This is a genomic window from Magnetospirillum sp. (assembly GCA_027532905.1).
Lineage (GTDB): Bacteria > Pseudomonadota > Alphaproteobacteria > CACIAM-22H2 > CACIAM-22H2 > Tagaea.
In genome coordinates, this window is record JAPZUA010000004.1 from 126012 (window position 1) to 145387 (window position 19376).

19 protein-coding genes are annotated in these 19376 nt (G+C 65.0%); 3 read left to right on the top strand and 16 right to left on the bottom strand.

The features are described 5' to 3' along the window. Positions 1-5: 5 nt before the first annotated feature. From O9320_14420 to O9320_14480, 13 genes are all read right to left on the bottom strand, one after another. On the bottom strand, positions 6-551 hold the full coding sequence (locus O9320_14420) for a 3TM-type holin (protein ID MCZ8312036.1): 546 nt from the start codon (positions 549-551) through the stop codon (positions 6-8). Between the two features lie 11 nt (positions 552-562). Then, a complete protein-coding gene (locus O9320_14425) occupies positions 563-871 on the bottom strand; it encodes a hypothetical protein (GenBank protein MCZ8312037.1) in 309 nt (102 codons plus the stop codon). 31 nt (positions 872-902) lie between these two features. Then, complete coding sequence (gene terL / locus O9320_14430) at positions 903-2432, bottom strand: phage terminase large subunit (GenBank protein MCZ8312038.1); 1530 nt, start codon at positions 2430-2432, stop codon at positions 903-905. 38 nt (positions 2433-2470) lie between these two features. Then, positions 2471-4429 carry a hypothetical protein gene (locus tag O9320_14435; GenBank protein ID MCZ8312039.1) on the bottom strand — a complete coding sequence of 653 codons (1959 nt, stop codon included), beginning with the start codon at positions 4427-4429 and terminating at the stop codon, positions 2471-2473. Between the two features lie 34 nt (positions 4430-4463). Further along, positions 4464-4943: a hypothetical protein gene (locus O9320_14440; protein MCZ8312040.1), complete on the bottom strand. Its 480-nt coding sequence runs from the start codon at positions 4941-4943 to the stop codon at positions 4464-4466. After that, a complete protein-coding gene (locus O9320_14445) occupies positions 4940-6847 on the bottom strand; it encodes a hypothetical protein (protein MCZ8312041.1) in 1908 nt (635 codons plus the stop codon). The genes O9320_14440 and O9320_14445 overlap by 4 nt, the downstream gene beginning before the upstream one ends. Next, positions 6844-7413 (bottom strand): hypothetical protein, encoded by a 570-nt coding sequence (locus O9320_14450; GenBank protein ID MCZ8312042.1) that lies wholly within the window; start codon positions 7411-7413, stop codon positions 6844-6846. Before O9320_14450 ends, O9320_14445 begins: the two co-directional genes overlap by 4 nt. Before the next feature lie 71 nt (positions 7414-7484). Next, positions 7485-7754, bottom strand: a complete 270-nt coding sequence (locus tag O9320_14455) for a hypothetical protein (GenBank protein MCZ8312043.1) — start codon at positions 7752-7754, stop codon at positions 7485-7487. Between the two features lie 10 nt (positions 7755-7764). Then, positions 7765-8577, bottom strand: coding sequence for a phage capsid protein (locus tag O9320_14460; protein ID MCZ8312044.1), 813 nt, complete (start codon positions 8575-8577; stop codon positions 7765-7767). A gap of 295 nt (positions 8578-8872) precedes the next feature. Further along, entirely contained in the window at positions 8873-9667 is a 795-nt protein-coding gene (locus O9320_14465) for a hypothetical protein (protein ID MCZ8312045.1), read from the bottom strand. A 28-nt stretch (positions 9668-9695) separates the two neighbouring features. Further along, the gene (locus O9320_14470; protein ID MCZ8312046.1) at positions 9696-11246 is read right to left on the bottom strand and encodes a portal protein; all 1551 of its coding nucleotides are present in this window, start codon (positions 11244-11246) and stop codon (positions 9696-9698) included. Between the two features lie 3 nt (positions 11247-11249). After that, positions 11250-11465, bottom strand: coding sequence for a hypothetical protein (locus tag O9320_14475; protein ID MCZ8312047.1), 216 nt, complete (start codon positions 11463-11465; stop codon positions 11250-11252). A 107-nt stretch (positions 11466-11572) separates the two neighbouring features. Continuing rightward, positions 11573-12031 (bottom strand): hypothetical protein, encoded by a 459-nt coding sequence (locus O9320_14480; GenBank protein MCZ8312048.1) that lies wholly within the window; start codon positions 12029-12031, stop codon positions 11573-11575. A 151-nt stretch (positions 12032-12182) separates the two neighbouring features. On the opposite strand from O9320_14480, the gene O9320_14485 reads away from it, so the two are divergent. After that, on the top strand, positions 12183-12818 hold the full coding sequence (locus O9320_14485; GenBank protein MCZ8312049.1) for a helix-turn-helix transcriptional regulator: 636 nt from the start codon (positions 12183-12185) through the stop codon (positions 12816-12818). A 27-nt stretch (positions 12819-12845) separates the two neighbouring features. Here O9320_14485 and O9320_14490 read toward each other — a convergent pair whose 3' ends face one another. Beyond that, positions 12846-14447, bottom strand: a complete 1602-nt coding sequence (locus O9320_14490; GenBank protein MCZ8312050.1) for a lysine--tRNA ligase — start codon at positions 14445-14447, stop codon at positions 12846-12848. A gap of 100 nt (positions 14448-14547) precedes the next feature. On the opposite strand from O9320_14490, the gene O9320_14495 reads away from it, so the two are divergent. Continuing rightward, positions 14548-17382, top strand: coding sequence for an ATP-dependent DNA helicase (locus O9320_14495; protein MCZ8312051.1), 2835 nt, complete (start codon positions 14548-14550; stop codon positions 17380-17382). On the opposite strand, the gene O9320_14500 is transcribed toward O9320_14495, so the two are convergent. After that, the gene (locus O9320_14500; protein MCZ8312052.1) at positions 17357-18328 is read right to left on the bottom strand and encodes an AEC family transporter; all 972 of its coding nucleotides are present in this window, start codon (positions 18326-18328) and stop codon (positions 17357-17359) included. The genes O9320_14495 and O9320_14500 overlap by 26 nt on opposite strands. A 124-nt stretch (positions 18329-18452) precedes the next feature. On the opposite strand from O9320_14500, the gene O9320_14505 reads away from it, so the two are divergent. Further along, the gene (locus O9320_14505) at positions 18453-18875 is read left to right on the top strand and encodes a tellurite resistance TerB family protein (protein ID MCZ8312053.1); all 423 of its coding nucleotides are present in this window, start codon (positions 18453-18455) and stop codon (positions 18873-18875) included. On the opposite strand, the gene O9320_14510 is transcribed toward O9320_14505, so the two are convergent. Then, positions 18842-19372 carry a GNAT family N-acetyltransferase gene (locus O9320_14510; protein MCZ8312054.1) on the bottom strand — a complete coding sequence of 177 codons (531 nt, stop codon included), beginning with the start codon at positions 19370-19372 and terminating at the stop codon, positions 18842-18844. The two genes, O9320_14505 and O9320_14510, sit on opposite strands and share 34 nt — an antisense overlap. Positions 19373-19376: the final 4 nt, after the last annotated feature.

Consider the following 19376-nt stretch of genomic DNA (forward strand, 5'->3'; position numbering starts at 1 on the left):
CCTTACTAGCGCCGTTTGACAACGGATTGAAGCGTCTCGATCAGGCTTTCAGGCGCTTGGCCCGCCCCCAGCGCCTTATCGGCGGAGCGCTTGTAGACATAGACGCCGAGCACCGACAGGCCGACCGACCACATCAGCGACAAGGCCCCCAGCGCTTCGATCACCGGGGCAGCCTCGCGCGGTGCGGCGACGACGATCCAAGCGACCGCCGACATTTGCGCTGCCCAAGTCGCGGCCATTACATAGCCGAAGGTCGGCCGCATACGGCGTACGTATGGGTCCTCGGACGCCGACTCGGCGCGGATCGTCGCGTTCACTTCGCGGATCGTTTCGCGATAATCGTCGCTGTCGAGCTTGGCCAACGTTTCGAGATGCCGGTTGGCCTCGGCGATCTGGGCCGGATCGATCCTGGCCTGATCGATCGCCGCGGCCACGTCGGACAAAGTGCTGGACGCGGTTTTGGCGACAGGATTATCGATGCGCGCAAGAGCACCGCCCACGAGCCGGACCAGAACGGGCAGACCCAATTGCGCCAGGAGGGCAGGTATCATGGGGCGATCTCCTAGAGCCTTGCGTCGGCGACGGGATTGGCGCCGAGCTTGGCTTCGATGCGCAAGAGATGTGCGGTCAAGCGGTTCTCGACGTCTTTAAGATAGGCGATGGACGCGTAATTGCGCGCGATCTCGAGCTTGAAATCGGCGAGCCGTGCGGCAAGGTCGCGCGTTTCGCGCAGATTGATTTCGTGCGCCTTGGCGAGCGCACGCTCATGCTCTTCGCGCTGTTTCCAGAACAGCCACGCGATGGCACCAAACGACGAAGCGTCGGAAGCCGCCAGCAACGCGAGGCCGGGTTCGAGATTCGAAAGATCCATGGAGAGACGTCTCCTTTCAAAAAAAAGGGGGTCAAACGGAAAAGTCGGTTTTGGCGCGGTGCGCTTTGCCGCCTGCCTGCCAGCTGCGTTTGGCGGCTGGCCGCTCGACGGGCTCGACGCGCACGGGTTCGGCCAGCAGGCAGCCGGCAACCGCATCGAGCCCGTCGTCGCGCGCTCCGCCGACGGGACGCCATTCGCGCATCTCGACGATGAATGGCGTTTTCCACACCTCGCGATGGGCATGCAGAACGCCCGCGGCAAGGCGCGCATCGAACGCATCGAGGATGCGCAGCACTTTGCTGCGCGTGGACGCGGCCGCATGGACGCCGCAAGCAAGCCCTGCCTCGGCCAATTCGCGCCGCAGGATCGAAGGCAAAAAATGACCCACGCCATTCTGCTCGATCGTCACCAGCGGCACGCGGTTGCGCGCCGCAAACGCGGCGACCTGGCGGCAGAAATGGCTCGCCTCGTCGCGTTCGCCCAATGCTTCGTGCGGCGGCTCGAGGTAGCGGATGTCCTGCAGCCAGTAGTGTCCTTGCGTGTCGGTGAAGACCACGGCCACGACCGACCGGTCGCCGTTCGGGCTGCCGTAGGCCGGATCCCACCAGCACGTGGCCGACAGCATGCGCCGCCCGCCGATCGACACGATCGCCGCGTCGTTGCCCTCGGAGTACTGCAGCGATTCGTCGTAGACAACGATCCGGTCGGGATCGAGCCTGCTCGCGGTTTCGGCCACGGGCTCGAGCATCATCTGCGCCTGGAATTTGCGCGGCCCCGTGCGCTTGCGCACCGCTTCGATGCGCGCTGCATCGAAGCGCGCGGGCCATACGCTCGCACCGCTCTCGTCGAGCAGCGGTATCTTAAGCCGCGCGAAGCCGTCGAGGAACGGTGCGCTCTCCCCGGTCTCCTCGCGCAACTGTTCAGCGTAGATCGAATAGTAGCTGTGCGGTGTGCCGATATAGAGCTGCAGCCCGCCGGGGACCAGAATGTAGTCGAGCTCGCCCAGGCGCTCGCGCAGATCCTCGCGCTTGGCGGCGGTGTCGCAGGTGTTGGGCACTTCGACGTCGTCGCAGATGACTACGTCGGCGCGCGTGCCCGTGATGTTGCCCGACAGGCCCTTGGCTAGCATCGAAGGGTCGCGCAGCTCGGCCGTGCGCGCGACCACGAACTGGTCGGAGGCCCAGGTCTCGGTCTTGACCGGCTTCAGGCCCGTGGTCGCCGGGTGGCGCTCGATGATGCGCTTGACGTTGCGCACCATCTTGCGCGCGAGCGCATGCTCGGCCGCGAGCACGAGCACGCGCAAATTGGCGTCCTTGGCGAGGAGCCAAGCGCAGAACAGGCCCACCAGAGTCGACTTTCCGCTCGAGCGGAACGCAAGCAGCACCGCCCCGTGCGCGGCTGCGCTGCGCTGCGCCTGCAGCCACTGCGCGATCCGCACGTGCAGATCGGGCGTGCCCTGGCCTTGCAGCGCGTTCCAATCGGCCACGAATTGCGGAAAATCCGGCACCGAAATCGCCGCTGCTGCCGGCGGCGGATCGCCCGTCGCCGGTTTCTTGCGCAACGATCTTTTGGTCGCGGCCTTCTTTTTCGTTGGCTGCGTCACAGCATGACCTCGCAGACCAGATCGCGCGTCGCGTTCGTGCGATTGACGAAGGTCGTGTGGGTGTCTGCGTTCATACCGCTGCCGTCGTCGTAGCGTACGTTCACGCGGTCGGTGGCGGCGGCATTGACTATCGTCGAGCCGATCGTCAGCGGTTCGTCGCGCGCAGAACCCGTGATTTCGGTGAACTGGATTTCGGCGATGAAGGCGATGTTCACCGCTCCATCGTGCGAGAAATCGATCCACACATGGTCCCAAACGGTTAGAATATCGTTTGAGACAATCGTACGCGGATTGCCGCTTTCGTTCGCGGTGTCGACGAAGGTAATCGAACCGAGCGAGGTGCCGTCCGTGCGACTGCTCGGAGCAGCACCGGTTTTGCCACGCAGAACGAGCGTGACGTTCGGGTCACTCAGGTTGACAAAACCGATATTGTTGGTCCCCCACACTACAGCTTTCGCGACGCGCTTTCCTGGGGAATAGGATTTTCCGGCGTAGCCCGAGGTCGGCGCAGAGATGCGCCCGGAGCCGGTGCCGGTCGCGTTCGTCGTGCCGTCGAAAATCGACACAAGCCCACTGGCTTCCGTAAAAGTCCCCAAATTCGTTCCCGTTGCCCCCGGCACGATCGATGTGGCTTGGGCCTGCACGGCGTAGGCCCATTGATCGCGCTCGCGGGCACCCGCGTCGGCCCAATGCTGCACCGTGACCGTACCGTCGATCGCGACGGCTGAATTGTGCGCGGCGAAGATTGTATCGTCATCGGGATTGAAATCGATCTCGGTCGCACTCGCCGCATAGCCGATCAGCCGTGTGGCATTTTGCGTACCGCTAGCCGGAATGGTCGGTGCCGATTGCGCAATACCCCCCGGCGAAGCGCTAGCGAAAAGGGGCTGGCCTGCCACAAGGCCCGCGAAACCGGACACGCGGCCGGGGCGCAATTGCGCCGAACCGCTCGCACCCGACGCGATCGCAGCCAACGCAATGCCGATTCGCGGGCTGATGCGCACCGGACCGACCGCGTCGCTATCGACCTGGTACCAACGGTCGGCGCCGCCGCCGCGCTGGTTGAAAATGTCCTGGTAGACGAGATCGCGGATCGCAAGCGTCTCTCCGGCGACGATCTGCATGGCGCCGCCCGTGAGATTGGTGAGCTGCGATCCATCGACTGCAGGCAGACGGCCAAGGCCATCGAGTCGCGGAACTTGGTTTGCGGAACTGCCGACGCTCAGCGTCGCGACGCTGCCAAGACCCAAATTTGCGCGCGCGGTCGCAGCCGTATCGGCGCCGGTACCGCCACTTGCGAGCGGCAATGGCAGGGAGATCGAAGCCGCGCTTACCGCCGCCTCCAATGCTGCATTCGCCGCGGCGGTCGCTAGCGACCCCACGGAGGCCGCTGATGCTGCAGCGGCGGCTGCACTTGCGGCGGCGTCGGCGGCCGACGCGACGGCGGCGTTCGAACCGGCTTCGATCTGCGCCAGGGTCTGGTTCGACACGGTCGGGTTTCCGCTCGCGTCGAACGCGAGCATCCTCGTCGCGCGCACGGCCGCGATCGGCAGCACGGTGGCGGCATCGTCGGCATCGTCGGCAGGCAGCCGCAGCGCGCGCGCGGCAGCCGCTTCGAGTTGCTGCAAAGCCGCCGTCTGGAAATCGAACTCGTCGTTGAGGGTTTTGGCGCGCAGCTCGCCGCCTTCCTGGAAGTCGGTTTCACGCTTGATCGTCACCCGGCGCTGCAGCACGACGACGGCGCTGGCGGCGGGTGCAGCGGCGAAGGTCGCTATGCCCGTGCCGTCCGCGAGCAGCGACACGGCAACGCCCGACGCAACCGGCACGCCGTTGACGGTAACGAGCAGTTCGCTCGGCTGGAACAGCACGAAGTCGAAGCTGAAAACAGTCTGCGTGCCGTCGGCGACGTAGCGCTTGCGCGGAATCTTGGCGGTGATCTTGAGATGCTCGGTCATGGGTCGGTCCTTTCGGGATAATGGGAAACAACGGTCAGCGCGATTTGAGGCCCCAGCTCAGCAAGCTGCCCACGCGGCGCTGGATGTCCTGCTGCTGGTCGAGCAGGCTGCGGCTGCGTGCCTGCTCGATGCGGCCGAGCGAGTCCGCAAGGCCCTGGTCGAGGCCGCCCAACTGCAGCCCGTAGGCGCGGTCGCGGTCGGCCTGCTCGGTCTCGAATTCGGTTTCGATACCCGAGAGCAAAGCACCCGCCGAGCCGTCGGAGTCCGACAAGCCGCGTGCACCGAACGACGCGCGCGCGCGCGCCGTCGTGCGTTCGAGGAGATTGCGCCGCTTACGCGTGTCGGCCTCCTGCTGCAGCGCCAGCATCTGGCGCTGGCGGGCGGCGTTGGCGGCGACGGACTGCGCTTGTGCATCCATTTGCGCACGCGCCGCGTTGGCACTGCCGATACCCTGGACGGCACCGAGGGCGGTTTGGCCGAGCGCAATGGCGGTAACAGGTTCGATTCCACTCATCGGTCGTTCACTTTCATTTCTTGGGTTGCGGAAAGCAGGGTGAAGGGCAGCGGTGCCGGCAATTCGATGCGCCACAGCGGATCGATGCTGGCGCGTTTCCAGCCAAGTGCGCGGATGCGCTTGTCGCCCGAGAAAGGCGGCAGCGCTTGGTCGAGCGCAAACGCGCCGCCGAGGCCGCGAAAAGGCACGTCGACGAAGCCGGTGCCGGTATCCACACGCAATTGGCAGGTATCCAGCAGCTTGAAGGTCGCCTCGATCAGCCGCACGCTGCGCGGCATGTTGGCATTGCCGGGGGAGGCCGGTGGCAGCGGCTCGATTTCACCTACGAAGCCGATGCCGATTTCGACATCGGTGCGGCTGCCGCGCGCCGAGATCTGGCCGCTCGCAGGAATCGCTGTGCCGATCGGCACGCCGTCGGCGAGGATCTGGACCTCGATGCCGTCGAGATGGCCGAGTTCGGTCCACGCCGTTGCTGCAGGTGCAGGTGCGAGCTTGACGGCGGCATCGGTCGAATAGGCGGAATCGAGGCACTCGATCGACCACTGGCCGGCGCGTTCGACCGCAAGATAGGTTGCGTTCGAAACGACCGCGAGGCTGCGGAAGGCACCCGCCGTGGTCTGGCGCGTCCAGGCCGTAACTTGTTCGGCACGATAGATCGTAACGGTCGCCATCGATCCATCGGCATTGACGACATGCACAAGCCGGTCGTCGGGATCGTAGTCGAGGGCGACGGGGTCTTGCACCAAATGCGGTGCGAGTAAGGCGATATCCGTCGCCTGGTAGGCCTGTTCGGAATCGGCGAACAGGAACTCGCGCAGATCGCGCCCGCCGCGGCCGACGAACAACGTCGCACCATCGACGTCGCGCGGCCGCACGGCGCGGTCGCTCGGGCTGCCGATGCGCGTTTGGCGATTGAGCTGGACGTTTTCGGGTGTCAGCGGATCGCCCGTCACCATCCACTCCGCCCCCGACGTGAAGACCTGCAGATGGCGGCCCGAGAAGACGTGGCGAATCGCGTTGACTTGGTCCGACAGCAAGGCAAATTCGATCGCCTCGTCGTCGAGAGCCGTGCCGAGATCGAAATTGAACAGATCGCCCGATTTCGACAGCCACAGCCGGTTGGGCAGATCGCGCGAACCGCCGATTACGAGACGGTCCTGGTGGAACGTCACGCTGATCGGCCAGCCGCGCAGCGCGCTGAGTGCTTGTTCTTCCCAGTCGGTCGAGGCGGACGTGTCGGGCAACGTATTGCCGTCGACGAGCGTTGCGGTCGCCGAGCGCGGCCCCGCGACCGCCATGATCGTGGCTTCCTTCTTCGCGATGCGGATGCGCTGGCCGACATGGCCGGCCACGAACACATCGACTGAAGCACTGAGCGTGATTGTGCCGGACGTACTGCCCGGCGTGAGCGTCGCGGCGTCGGGGGCGAATTTGTGGTAGGGCTGCTGGATAACGCCTTTCTCTTCGAGGAACGTCCATTGCGCGATCGTCCAGCTCGTGTGCGACGTGCGCGTGATGCGCTGCGGCGGCGCATCGGGATGCACGACGAGGAGCGTGTCCGCACTCTGGGTCCAGTTCACCTGCTTGAGCTGTGCGGCACTCCAGGGCGTGGCGAGGGTCGCGACCTGCACGCCGTCGCGGAACACGCGCATCTGGCCGTCGCACAGCGCCAGCAGATAGGCCTGCTCGGTGTTGAACTCGAACGCGATTAGGCGCGCTTGCCCCGGCAGGCCCGCGATGCGCGCAAGGCCCGGGCGCCGCTTGATCCCGCCCGAGGGGAGAACCACGACGTTGCGCAAGCGCCGTGCGCCGTTTTCGTAGGCGCGCAGATCGATGCGGCCCAGCATCGACGGCCCGATTTCGCCCGACGCAAAGCTGGTTTTGGTGAGGCGTGCGACACTCATCGGCGCGCCTCCACCAGCGAGAAATCCTCGAAGCTCTGCGGCGTGTCCTGCTGCGCGTCGATCAGGCGCGCGCGGCGGAACTCGTTTCCAGCAAGCCGATAGAGCAGTTCGGCCCGACTGGTGCTTTCGGTCACCGGAAGGCAGAACTCGGCCGCAAGCGCTGCAATCAAGGCCGCGTCGAAGAACGGCGGGAAGGCGGATTCGTCGGGCCGGAAAATGTAGGACAGCACGATGCCGTCGCTGTCGGTCTGCAGGGTCGATTCGACGATCCGGTAGGCGGTTCCGCGACCGCGCGCACCCTGCCCGACGGATAGTGCCCGCAGGAAATCCGGCGGCAGCTGGTACGCATAGCGATGGTCGGCGACAGGATCGTTCGCCAGGCGCGGCAGTGTGGCCTGGGCACTTGCGAAGCTCCACGGATGCGCCGAGATGAGCCCGTCGCGCACCGAAGGAAACAGGGCGGCGGCGACCTGCGATTCGACGGTGCCTTCGGTGAACGAGGCGATCGGTTGGGCGCCGAGCTTGATGAGGGCACGCGAGCATAGAGCAATCTGCGAAAGAGCCATTTTTACCTCCGATTGTGTAACAAGGTGGCGGCGGGCGCCTTTGAGGGGACACCCGCCGCCAGTTCCGAGGCTCAGTCGGTGTCCGACGCGTCGAACACCGTCATGTTGGCGAGATCCACGACGCCGTTGGCGACCGAGACGACGGCGAACACGCCGTTCTGCGGCGTGCCTGCGGTTGCGACGTTGGCCAGCATCATGTCGCCGACATGCAGCATGTCGCTGGCGGCGCTGAAATAGCCGGAATTGTCGACCGTCGCGGCAGCGTCCGGCGTGGTGTAATGCCACAGCGTGAAGCCGTTGGCGTAGGCGAGGACCGACAGGTTCTTGATTTCGAAAGCCATGGCTTGCTCCTTACTCCTTGCAGCGCAGGGTCACGACGCCGGCGGCGTCGATGATGCCGGCCCCCTGGCTCATCATGTTGCTGATGAAGTACGACGCGCGGTCGCCGTGCCACGTGAGGTCGCTCTTGACCTCGCAGCCGGCGGCGTGGCCGACGGCGGTTTTGTGGTACCAGTGGCACAGGCGCACGCCGGAGACAGACGTGAGGCCCGAATGCGGCATCCACAGCGTGCCGAGCCACTTCTTGGCCTGCGTGCCCTGCCACGGGAGTTCCTCGTCGCCGACATAGTCCGCGTTCGCGAACTCGTCGATTTCGAGCAGTTCCGACCACTGCTTCCAGCCGATCACGGCGTAGCGTTCGCCGTCGTCGGGCACGTCCTGTGCGCCAAGCTTTTCGAACGCGGCCAGGATCTTGGCTTTGGTCAGGCCGTCGGTGTTGAGGCCGGCGAAGTTCGCCGAACCGTTGAGGGCTTCGATGATGAGCTCGTCGGTCTTGCGCCCGAGCGCGTAAGCGCCCGAGTTCACGACCGCAGAGCGCTCGTCGCCTGCCGTCTTGATTTCGTCGAGCGCGTCGAGCCATTCGCCCGCGTAGTAGTCCTTGAGGAACACTTCGACGGTCGAATGTTCGACGTTCATCACCGGCACCGCCGCGTGGCGGGCCTTGGTCGAGGCCGCGCCGCGGCCCATTTTCTGGAACACGGTGGACGCGCCCTGGACCGCCTTCTTCGAGCGGATCGTGGGACGCAGCTTCGAGCCCAGGCGTTGGTACGAGAGATGGACTTCGCTCTCGTATTGTTTGACGAACGATTGGTCGATGTTGGGCATGGTTGCCTCTCTGTCGCGTTTGGGGGTTCGGGGACAAGCAATGGGGTTGCCGCATGGCGCGCGAGATCGCGGCCGGTGCGACCCGGACGATTGCGAAGGTGGATGTCGGAGCCGGAGGGCCTGCCGGTCCGGCAGCCATGGAAGGCTTGCCGGATCGGCGGGTTATCCCGACGGCGGGAGGGGAAGGGAGACTTCGTTATCCGGAAAGGCGGGGCTGGAGGCGCCTGCCTGCTTCGGGCGAAGTGTTTGTAGATTTACTATCTTAGAGAGAAATTGTCAAGACCTTTTGCCGATTTCAGTCGCGGTCGGGATAAAGGTGCTTGAAGCCCTCCGAAACGATGCGCACGATTTCGGGATCGTGGTCGCGCCAGTAGCGCTTGTCGGCCATCAGCTTGCGCAAGCCTGCCTCGTCGGCCGGGCCGCTTGCCCCGGCCGACGCACCGCGCAAATTGGGCTCGCCCGAATTCATGAGCTTGTGGAGTGCCCGCACGCCTTCGGGCGTTGCCGCCAGCGCGCCGTAGACCGACGACGGCAGGTTCGCCTGGCCCCAGCTCGCAAGCTGCGGCGCAAGCGTCGCCCAAGCCGCTTCGCCGCCGAATTCTTCGGCGAGCTTGGCCTGCGCCAATTCGGAACGGTAGCCTTCGGCATATTCGCGTACGAGCGGCACCATGCGCTCGACCGCAAGATCGTAGACAAGCTGGGCTTGGGTCGGCGAGAAGCCGGCCGCGTGCAGGCGCTTGTTGACCTCCGGATCGATCTGCAAAAGATCGTCCTTGAGCGCGATGCGGTAGGCATCCGGCGCTTCGGGCACGCCGAGCGCTTTGCGCACGGCCTGGTCGAATTCGGGCGCTTGCGGGCCCGGCATCATGCTCGAGAGCTTGCGCTCGAGTTCGCCGTAGGATTTCGACATCACGTCGAGGCGCGGCTTCTTTCCCTCGGGATCCCAAAACTTCTCGGGCAGATAACTCGGGCGTTCGTTGTCGGCCGACGCAACGGAGGTCGCAGCTTGCGTCGTGGCGGCAGCGCCGGGCGGCGGCGTCGCAGTTGCGGTCGCAGCAGCGGTTTCGAGCGTCAGCAGATTCGCAGTCATGGTTTGTTCCTTTCGCTGGGTTCGGGTTCTATTGCGCAGGGGCCGGTTGGCCCAGCGCTTGGAGAAGCAGACCTTGCGCGTTCTGCAGCAATGCCTGTTCGGGCTGCGGCGGACGCACGAGGTCAGCGGGCACGGACAATGCGCGCGCCATCCAACGTGCCGCGGCGGCACCGTCGATCACGGCCTGGCCTTCGGGGCCGAGGGCCGCTGCCTGCTGCACCCACAGCATGGCGTTGCGCACGTCGTCCTGCGCTTGGACGCGGGCGAGCGGGGATTTGTACTGGAGCTCGACAATTTTGCCGTCGACCAGCACGGGCGGAATTTCCCCGCGCCGACGCAGGATCGCCAACGCGCGCGCCACGAGCGGCGTCAGCAATTCTGTCTGCAGACGCCCGTAGGTCGCCCCCAGCACGCGCGACATTTCAGCCGAACGCTCCATCACCTCGGTCGCCGTCATCTTCGGCGCGTCGATCTGGCCGAGACGGTCGGCGAGCAGCGCATGCCGGATGCGTCCACACAGATCTTCGAGCACGAGGTTCGACACGTCGAAGCGGCCGGGCGCTTCGAGCGGCGTCAAGCCGGCCGAGCCGACTGCTTTGGGAATAATCGTGCCGGGCGTGAGTTTTACGTTCGCGGGATTGAGCACGCCGTCGTCGTCGGCCTGCCAAATGCCCGTGACGGCGATCGAGGCATTTTTGAGAACAAGCTCGACCACTTTGTTCGCCGTCTTGATGTCGGGCAGCGCTTTCATGATCGGCGAGCGCCCGTAGACTTCGCCGGGTGCTTTGAGCCAGCGGAAGCACAGGAACGGCGACTGCGCGAAGCGACCCTCGGCCAGCACGATGGGGGCTGCGGCGTCGGGCGAGGCTTCGAGCATCGCCATGTAGCGATAGCCTCCACCTTCCTGAATCGTCGCCTCGATCACAGTGTGGCGCCGCTCGGCGGCTTCTTTGCCGCCGGCGGCCAAGCTGTCGGGCAGCTGCGCCTTGGGATAGCGCGCACGCAGACGGTCGAAACGCATTTCGCTTGCGCGGAACACGATATCGAAGGCGCCGTCGGCGGTTTCGTCGAGGGCGATCTGCGCGATCGGCACGGCCGTAAAGCGAAAGGCCGATTCCGATCCCAGCGGCGCTTCTTCGAACTGCAGTAGGGCCGTGCCCGCCACGACGAGATCGAGGAAGCATTGGTGGATTTCCATCGAGAAGTTCGAGCGGTCGAAATGGCCCTGCAGCAAGGCGGCCGCATTTTCGAGCACTTCGCCCACATCGGTGCGCTGCATCTCAGGAACTTGCGTGCCGGGCTGCAGGCCGAACCACCGCGACCAGGGCGGAACGAGCTGCGACATTAGCGATGCCGCAAGCTGCTCGGCCGCATCGGCGGCCGTACCGTCGAACAGACGGTCGCCGCGCCGGTCGCCGGCCGAAAACGGCGTGCGTTGCGGGAGTGCGAAATCGTAGCAATCCTGCCACGTCGCATCCCACGTGCCGCGCTGCTGCTTGGCCCGCCGATAGCGCGCGATTAGATCGCTCGCATCGAACGTCGCGGTTGCTGGAGCCTGGGCCGTGTTCTCAGGGGCCATGGCTCACTCTCCCAATTTGGTGCCGAGACTGTCGGCGCTTGCAGCTGCCGTCAGAACGCCAGGCGCGCCGGCAACTGAGAGCCCGGCCCGACCGCGACGGCGGCGGATCAGAGCCTTGATGCGCGCCTCGCGCGCTTCCTTTTCGGTGTCGACCGGCTCCGGCAACGGTTGTTGCGGCGGCGGCGGCGGTGCCGACGGCGTCGAGAAAAAACCACCCATCGAACGTCCTCCTTTCAGGACCTTAGAAATCAGCCTCCGCAGCGCCTGCACCGGCCCCTTCGGCAGGTTTTGGCCCCAAAGAGTTCGCTCGAAGAAGCGACTTGGAGTTAATATTCTGTATTAGGTGAATTGTCAAATACAAATTTTTGATCCTGAACAAGATGCCGGTAAAGCTGCCAAGGTGTCACGATCGACCAGGCGTGGATCCCGAGAATCCGCTTGACCGCTTCGACGCAAGTGAACGGCAGGATTGGCGCCATACGCGCTGGCGGCGTTTGCACCCGAACTTCGATGGCGTGCAGATAGGCTGCGCCCAAGCGCTCGACGATTTCCAGGGATGATCTATTAAATATCTGTTTTATATAAGTTTTATTCGACATTGCGTCGCAAATAACCCAACCTTGCTCGACCTCGACGAGGACGGCGCAATGGCGAAATCCACGCTTCAAAAACCGCAGCCAGCGAATTTCGGTGGCGTCGCGGAACACCACGATGGCCCGGCCGAGGCCGGATTCCAGCGATCGCTCGGCGCCGAGACCACTCAAATCGTTGTTCGTATTATTCATATTTAAAGCACCCAAAAAGAGAAGAACAAATACTAAACTGTTTTTTAGTAGCTTTCAAGATGTGAAAAAGATGTTAATTTACCTGACATAAAAAAAATTTGAAAAGGTACCTAATGCAAAGCGCTGCGTTTTGAGCAAAAATTCTCACATGATTCTCCGACATGCAGATGTTTGGCAGGCCATCGATCAGCTTGCGAGCGATCACGGCTTCTCCCCCTCGGGTCTCGCGCGCCGCGCCGGGCTCGATCCAACAACCTTCAACAAGTCGAAGCGCATTTCGCGCGACGGCCGTCCGCGCTGGCCCTCGACAGAGAGCATTGCCAAGATTCTCGAGGCAACTGGCGCCACGATGTCAGAATTCGTCGCCTATATCGGCACGGTGCCGAGCGTGGCAGGTGCAATGCGCCGCGTGCCGGTGATCGGCTATGCGCAGGCCGGCGAAAAAGGCTTCTTCGACGACGCCGGATTCCCGACAGGTTCGGGCTGGGACGAATTGCTGTTTCCCGAGCTTGCCGACACGCACGCCTATGCGTTGATGGTGGCCGGCGACAGCATGGAGCCCGTCTATCGCGACGGCGACACGATCGTGATTTCGCCGCAAGCCTCGTTGCGCCGCGGCGACCGCGTGGTCGTCAAAACGACGGCCGGCGAAATAATGGCCAAGCAGCTGATCCGCAAAGGTCAGCGCAAGCTCGAACTGACCTCGCTCAACGCCGCACACGGCGAACGCGTGCTCGACGTAACCGAAGTCGTGTTCTGCCACCGCATTTTATGGGTGAGCCAGTAGGCTCGCGGCCAATCGACTCTTGAAGGGTCAGCCCTTCGCAAGCTCGCCCGCAAGGGCGCGCTTGATGAGGGCGATCGTTTCGTCGATGCCGTAAAGTGCCACAAATGAGCCCAAGCGCGGGCCTTGGGCCGCGCCGAACAGGATCTCGTAGCAGGCCTGGAACCAAGCCTTGAGATCGGCAAACGCATGGCGCTTGCCGACGGCGAACACTTCGTCCTGGATGGCCGATGCGTTCGCATCGCGCGGCAGCTTGTTGATCGTCTCGCAAAGATCCTGCAAGGCCGCGCGCTCCATGTCGGACGCAAGCCGGTACTTGCGCGTCGGCAGCACATAGTCGCGGAAATACGCGATCGCGTGGCCGACCAAGCGGTCGAGCATCGGATTGGCCTGCGGGTTGGCCTTGGGCGCGTAGCGCGAGATGAAGCCCCACAGCACGTCCTTGTCCTGCGAGTTCGCCACGCCGGCGAGATTGAGCAGGATATTGAACGGCAGACCGTTGGGCTCGGCCGGCGGCGGCTTGCCGCCGTGGATATGGAAGGCCGGATTGTCGAGCGCTTGCTGCGTCGTCTGCGTGGGCAGACGTTCGACGAAGGTCAGGTAGTCGTCGACATGGCGCGGGATCACGTCGAAATGCAGGCGCTTGGCGGCCTTGGGCTGCTGGTACATGAACAGCGACAGGCTTTCGGGCGGCCCGTAGGTGAGCCACTCTTCGATCGTGAGGCCGTTGCCGCGCGACTTCGAAATCTTCTCGCCGTTTTCGTCGAGGAACAGCTCGTAGGTGAAGCCTTCGGGCGGCTTGCCGCCGATGGCGCGCGCGACCTTGGACGAGAACTTCACCGAATCGATCAGGTCCTTGCCCGACATTTCGTAGTCGACGCCAAGGGCCGTCCAGCGCATGGCCCAGTCGATCTTCCATTGCAGCTTGCACGCCCCGCCGGTGACCGGCGTTTCGACGAGGCTGCCACCTTCGTCGCGATAGACGATGGTGCCGGCCTCGGCGTTGGTCTCGAGCGTGGGCACTTGCAGCACGCGGCCCGTGCGCTTGCAGACCGGCATGAAGGGCGAATAGGTCTGGCGACGCTCCTCGCGCAAGCTCGGCAGCATGATCGCCATGATGGCCGCATAGTTGCGCAACACCGCACGCAGCGTGTCGTCGAAAGCGCCCGCCCGGTACATCTCGGTCGAAGACTTGAATTCGTATTCGAAGCCGAAGCGGTCGAGGAACGAGCGCAGCATCGCGTTGTTGTGGGCGCCAAAACTGTCGAACTTGCCGAACGGATCGGGCACCGACGTCAAAGGCTTGCCGATATGTTCGGCCAGCATCGCGGCATTCGGCACGTTGTCGGGCACCTTGCGCAAGCCGTCCATGTCGTCGCTGAACGCGAACAGCTTGGTCGGCACGTCCGACAGCATTTCGAAGGCGCAGCGCACCATCGTCGTGCGCGCAACCTCGCCGAACGTGCCGATATGTGGCAGGCCCGACGGGCCGTAGCCGGTCTCGAACAGCACATAACCCTTCGGCGCCGGTTTGTCGCCAAGCCGCGCCAAAATCTTCTTGGCCTCTTCGAACGGCCAAGCGCGGCCCTTGAAAGCGTCGTCGCGGGACGGGCGGACAAAAACATCGGTCATGGGCGGCACACAAACCTGTCGCAAATGCGCAAATAGGGAGCGCGAAACTAAGGTGCCGGGGCCGGTCGCGTCAACGTCCCCTACGGCCTATATTGAGGCGATGCGCGATTCGCCCCCTCTCCCGCCAGCCGCCAGCCCAAGCGTTGTCCCGTTTCGCGGCGGCAATCCGCGCAGCAGCATCGTCGCCGTCCCGGCCGCAAGTGCGCTTGCCGCAGGTGTCGCGCACGCCGCGTTGCTTTCGCCCGAGGGCGAGATCGTCGAACTGCGTCTTGCCGATGCCGCAAGCCACGCTTTGGCCGAAGCAACCATCGTCGTGCACGGGCCGGCAACCGCGCGTCGCCTCGGTCTCGACCGGCTGGCCTGCTACGACGCGCTCGAGCTCTTTGCCTTCGTGCGCCCGGCGACATTCTGCTTGCCGACGATCCGCGGCCTTGCCCATGCGCTGGGGCTCGCTGTTCCGCACGGGCTCGCCGCCGAAGCCACAAGCCTGCACGAAATCGTCGGCCGCCTGCTTGGCGAACTTGCCGAGCCTTTGGTCGCGCGCAATGCCGACACGGTCAACGCCGCACGCGCCATGGCGCGTGGCGGTTGGCGCTGGGGGAGTGCAGTGCTGGCCGCCCTCGGCGACAGCCCCAACGCGTTCGAATCCGACCGCTCGGTGCAGGGGCTCGAAGCGTGGCGGCGCATCGAAGAATGGAGCGAGCAAGCGCCCGAGCCGCCGCCGGGATCGCTGCCCGTCGATCCCAACGATGCGCGCAGGCGCTTGGCCGAAATGCTCGGCACCGACAGCGAGGCGCGCCCCGAACAGGCCGACTATGCCTCGGCAGCATCGGCCGCGTTTGCGCCGCGCGACGCCGCCGACAATCCGCGCCTCGTGGTGGCCGAAGCCGGCACGGGTGTCGGCAAAACGCTCGGCTATCTTGCACCCGCCACTTTGTGGGCCGAAAAAAACGGCGGTGCAGTCTGGATTTCGACCTACACAAAAAATCTGCAGCACCAGATCGACCGCGAACTCGACCGGCTGCACGACGAGCCGATCGAAAAAGCGCGCAAAGTCGTGATCCGCAAGGGCCGCGAAAACTATCTGTGCCTGCTCAATCTCGAAGAAGCGGTGCGCGCCGTTTCCACGCGCCCGCAAGATGCAGTCGCCCTTGGCCTCATGGCGCGCTGGGCGGCCGTCAGCCGCGACGGCGACATGGTCGGCGGCGATTTTCCGGGCTGGCTGCCCGATCTCGTCGGCAAAGCGCGCACGCGCGGCCTTGCCGACAGGCGCGGCGAGTGCATCTACGCCGCATGCCCGCACTATATGCGCTGCCCGATTGAAAAATCGGTGCGGCGCGCACGCCGCGCGCAGATCGTGATCGCCAACCATGCGCTTGTGATGATGCAAGCAGCACTGGGCGCGGCGACGGTCGATCTTGCGGCAGGCTCCGCGCAATCGAACGTGCCCACGCGCTACGTTTTCGACGAAGGCCATCACGTGTTCGACGCCGCCGATTCGGCGTTCGGTGGGGCTCTCACCGGCCAGGAAACGGCCGAGCTGCGGCGCTGGATCGTCGGGGCCGAAGGCGGGCGAAGCCGCTCGCGCGGCCTCAAAGCGCGCGCGGGCGAACTCGTCGCCGACATCGACGGCGGCGAAGCTTTGCTCGACCGCGCGATGGCGGCCGCCCGTGCCTTGCCGGGCGAAGGCTGGCTGCAGCGCATCGCCTCCGGCCAAACGCAAGGCCCCAGCGAAACGTTCTTGGCCGCCGTGCGCCGCCAGGTGCTGGCGCGTGCCGCCGACCAGCCCGATGGCTATTCGATCGAAGCCGACGTGCAGCCCGCCCTCGAGGATGTCATCGAGACCGCCGACCGGCTCGAAGCGGCACTTGCGCGCATTGCCGAGCCGATGCTCGAGCTTGCCAAGCGGCTCGTGGCACGCCTCGACGACGAGGCCGAAGAACTCGACACCGCCACGCGTTCGCGCATCGAGGCCGTGGCGCGCGGCATCGCGCGGCGTGCGACCAACGAGCTTGCGGGCTGGCGCGCAATGCTCAAAGCGCTTGCCGCCGAACGCCCGCCCGAATTCGTCGATTGGCTTGCCCTCGAGCGCAACGACGGGCGCGAGGCCGATGTGGGTTTGCATCGGCGCTGGATCGATCCGACCGTGCCGTTTGCCGCTGCCGTGTTGCGCCCCGCGCACGGCGCCCTCGTAACGTCCGCCACGCTCACGGATTCGACCGGCGACGTCGAAACGGACTGGCAGGCAGCCGCCGCACGCACGGGGGCGGCGCACATGCCGGACTGGACGCGCGCACAAGTCGCCTCGCCGTTCGACTATCCCAAACAGACGCGCGTCTTCGTCGTGACCGATATCGACCGCGATTCGCCCGACCGCATTGCGGCCGCCTATCGCGCGTTTTTCCTCGCAGCCAAAGGCGGCGGGCTTGGGCTCTTCACGGCGATCGGGCGCTTGCGCGCCGTGCATGCGCGCATCGGCGCCTCACTCGAGCGGGCGGGCTATCCGCTCTATGCGCAGCATGTCGACCGGCTCGACGTTTCGACGCTGATCGACATTTTCCGCGCCGAAGAAGATTCGTGCCTGCTCGGCACGGACGCCGTGCGCGACGGCGTGGACGTGCCGGGCCGCTCGTTGCGCTTGATCGTATTCGACCGCGTGCCGTGGCCGCGGCCCGACATTCTGCACAAGGCGCGCCGCGCGCATTTCGGCAAAGGCGCTTACGACGACCGGCTCGTGCGCCTGCGCCTTAAGCAAGCCTTCGGGCGTTTGGTGCGGCGCGCGGACGATACGGGCGTATTCGTGCTGCTCGATTCGCGCTTTCCCTCGCGCCTCGCCAAAGCCTTCCCGGAAGGAGTTGCGATCGAGCGCGTGGGCTTGGCCGAGGCCATCGCCAAGACGGCCGCGTTCCTCAGCCCGGAATTGCCGCGGGCTTGATCCCTTCGAACAGGATCATCAGGATCGACAGCGTGATCGGCGACAGCACGGTCGAGATCAGGATCGTCGCCGACGCGCGCTCGACGAATTGTCTGTATTGCTGCGCCAGCACGAAGCACAAAGCGGCTGTCGGCAATGCCGCGAGAATGACGGCAGCCCCGCGCCAATAGGCGTCGAGCCCGAACACACCCGCAAGCCACCAGGTGGCGAGCGGCTGCACGATGAGTTTCACATAGACGAGCCAGCTCACCTCGGCGAGCTTCTTGCCGCCGACGAGCGTGCCGAGCGAACGGGTCGACAAAAACAGGCCGATCGCGAACAAAGCGGCAGGACCGGCCGCCGCCCCCAGCAGCTCGCCGAAATTCACGATGGGCTTGGGCAAGGGCGCGCCGCCGAGGTTCCATGCGAGGCCCAGCAGCGGGGCGACGACAAGGGGGCTCTTGGCGAGCCCCCTCAGCACATTGACCGCGGCCGTTGCGACATTGCCGCGGCCCGACAGATCCGCCTCGACGATCACGACCGTCGCACCTACCAGCAGCACTGTGTAGCTCACGGTCGCGATCACGGCCGGCAGCACGCCCTGCGGGCCAAACGCGGCCAAGAACAGCGGAATGCCCATATAGCCCGCATTCGAGAATGTGCCGCTGAGCAAAGCGAGTGCCGTCACCGCCGGGCGATCGCGAAACGCAACGACGCCGACGACAAGGGCGATCGCCCAGGTGATCGCAACACCGCCCATGAAGGTGGCGATAAATGGCAGATTGAAGACTTGGTCGAGCGGAACGCGCGCCGGACCCAGAAACAGCACCGGCGGCAAGGCGAACCAATAGCAGAATTTGTTGAGCGCTTCCGAACTGTCGGGGCCCAGCACCTTGATGCGCCCGGCAAGATAGCCCGTCAGAATGATCGCAAAAACCGGCAGGATGACGTCGAGAATGGCGCGCATGATCGGAAGCGACGCTAGCCTCTCGAGCCCACAGGCGTCCACACCTGATATGCTGGTCTGGACGGCTTGCAAACCCGTCCGCCCAGCCCCATTTGATCGGCAGCAAGAAAAGGAACACGCTCGGATGCTCGCACTGCAAACCGCCTTGATCCACACGATGGTGATCGTCGCTGCCGCCGACGGCGACATGCCGGATGCCGAGCTCAAACACATGGGCAATGTCTGCCGCACTTGGCCGATCTTCCGCGGCTTCGATATCGACACGCTGCCGGATGTGGCGCGCGAATGCGCCGTGATGCTGCAGGTCGAAAACGGCATGGAGAAAGCGCTCGCGCGCATCGGCCAGAGCCTGCGCGGGGCCACGGGCGAGACCGCCTACTTGCTGGCCTGCGAAATGGCCGCGATCGACGGCGATGCGAACTGGCAGGAAACGCGCGTGCTGAGCCAGATGCGCACCGCACTCGGTCTCGGGCGGCTCGAGGCCGCCTGCCTCGAGCGCGCCACGCAAGCGCGCTACCGGGCGGGCGAGCCGATCCGCTTCCAGTAAAGCTTGGTGCCGGTGAGGCCGCCCTGCGGCTTCAGCGCGAAACCGGGAATCTCGCCCGCAAAGCTGAAACCGCATTTTTCGTAGAGGCCCGAAGCGCCTTCCTCGCTCGCCGTGTCGAGTACAAGCAGCGTGCGCCCGCGTTCGACCGCCAGCTTTTCGGCCGTTTCCAGCAATGCGCGCGCAACGCCGCGCCCGCGCCAGGCCACGCGCGTCATCATCTTCGCGATCTCGGCGCGGTGCGGCTGGTTGGGCGGCAGATCGAGCAGGAGCGAGACCGTGCCGACGATGCAGTCATCCGCCCAAGCGCCCAACACAACGCGGCCCCCACGCGCGGCGGCCGCAAGTGCGCCGTCCCAAAATGCTGCCGCGTCGCTGGGTGCGAGCGGATGCATGAACCCGACCGAGCCGCCATGCGCCACGGTTTCGACCAGCGCCTCGCAGAGCATTGCGTGCGTGGCAGGCTCCGACTCAAGCGGGCGAATTTCGAAGTTCGGCATGGCT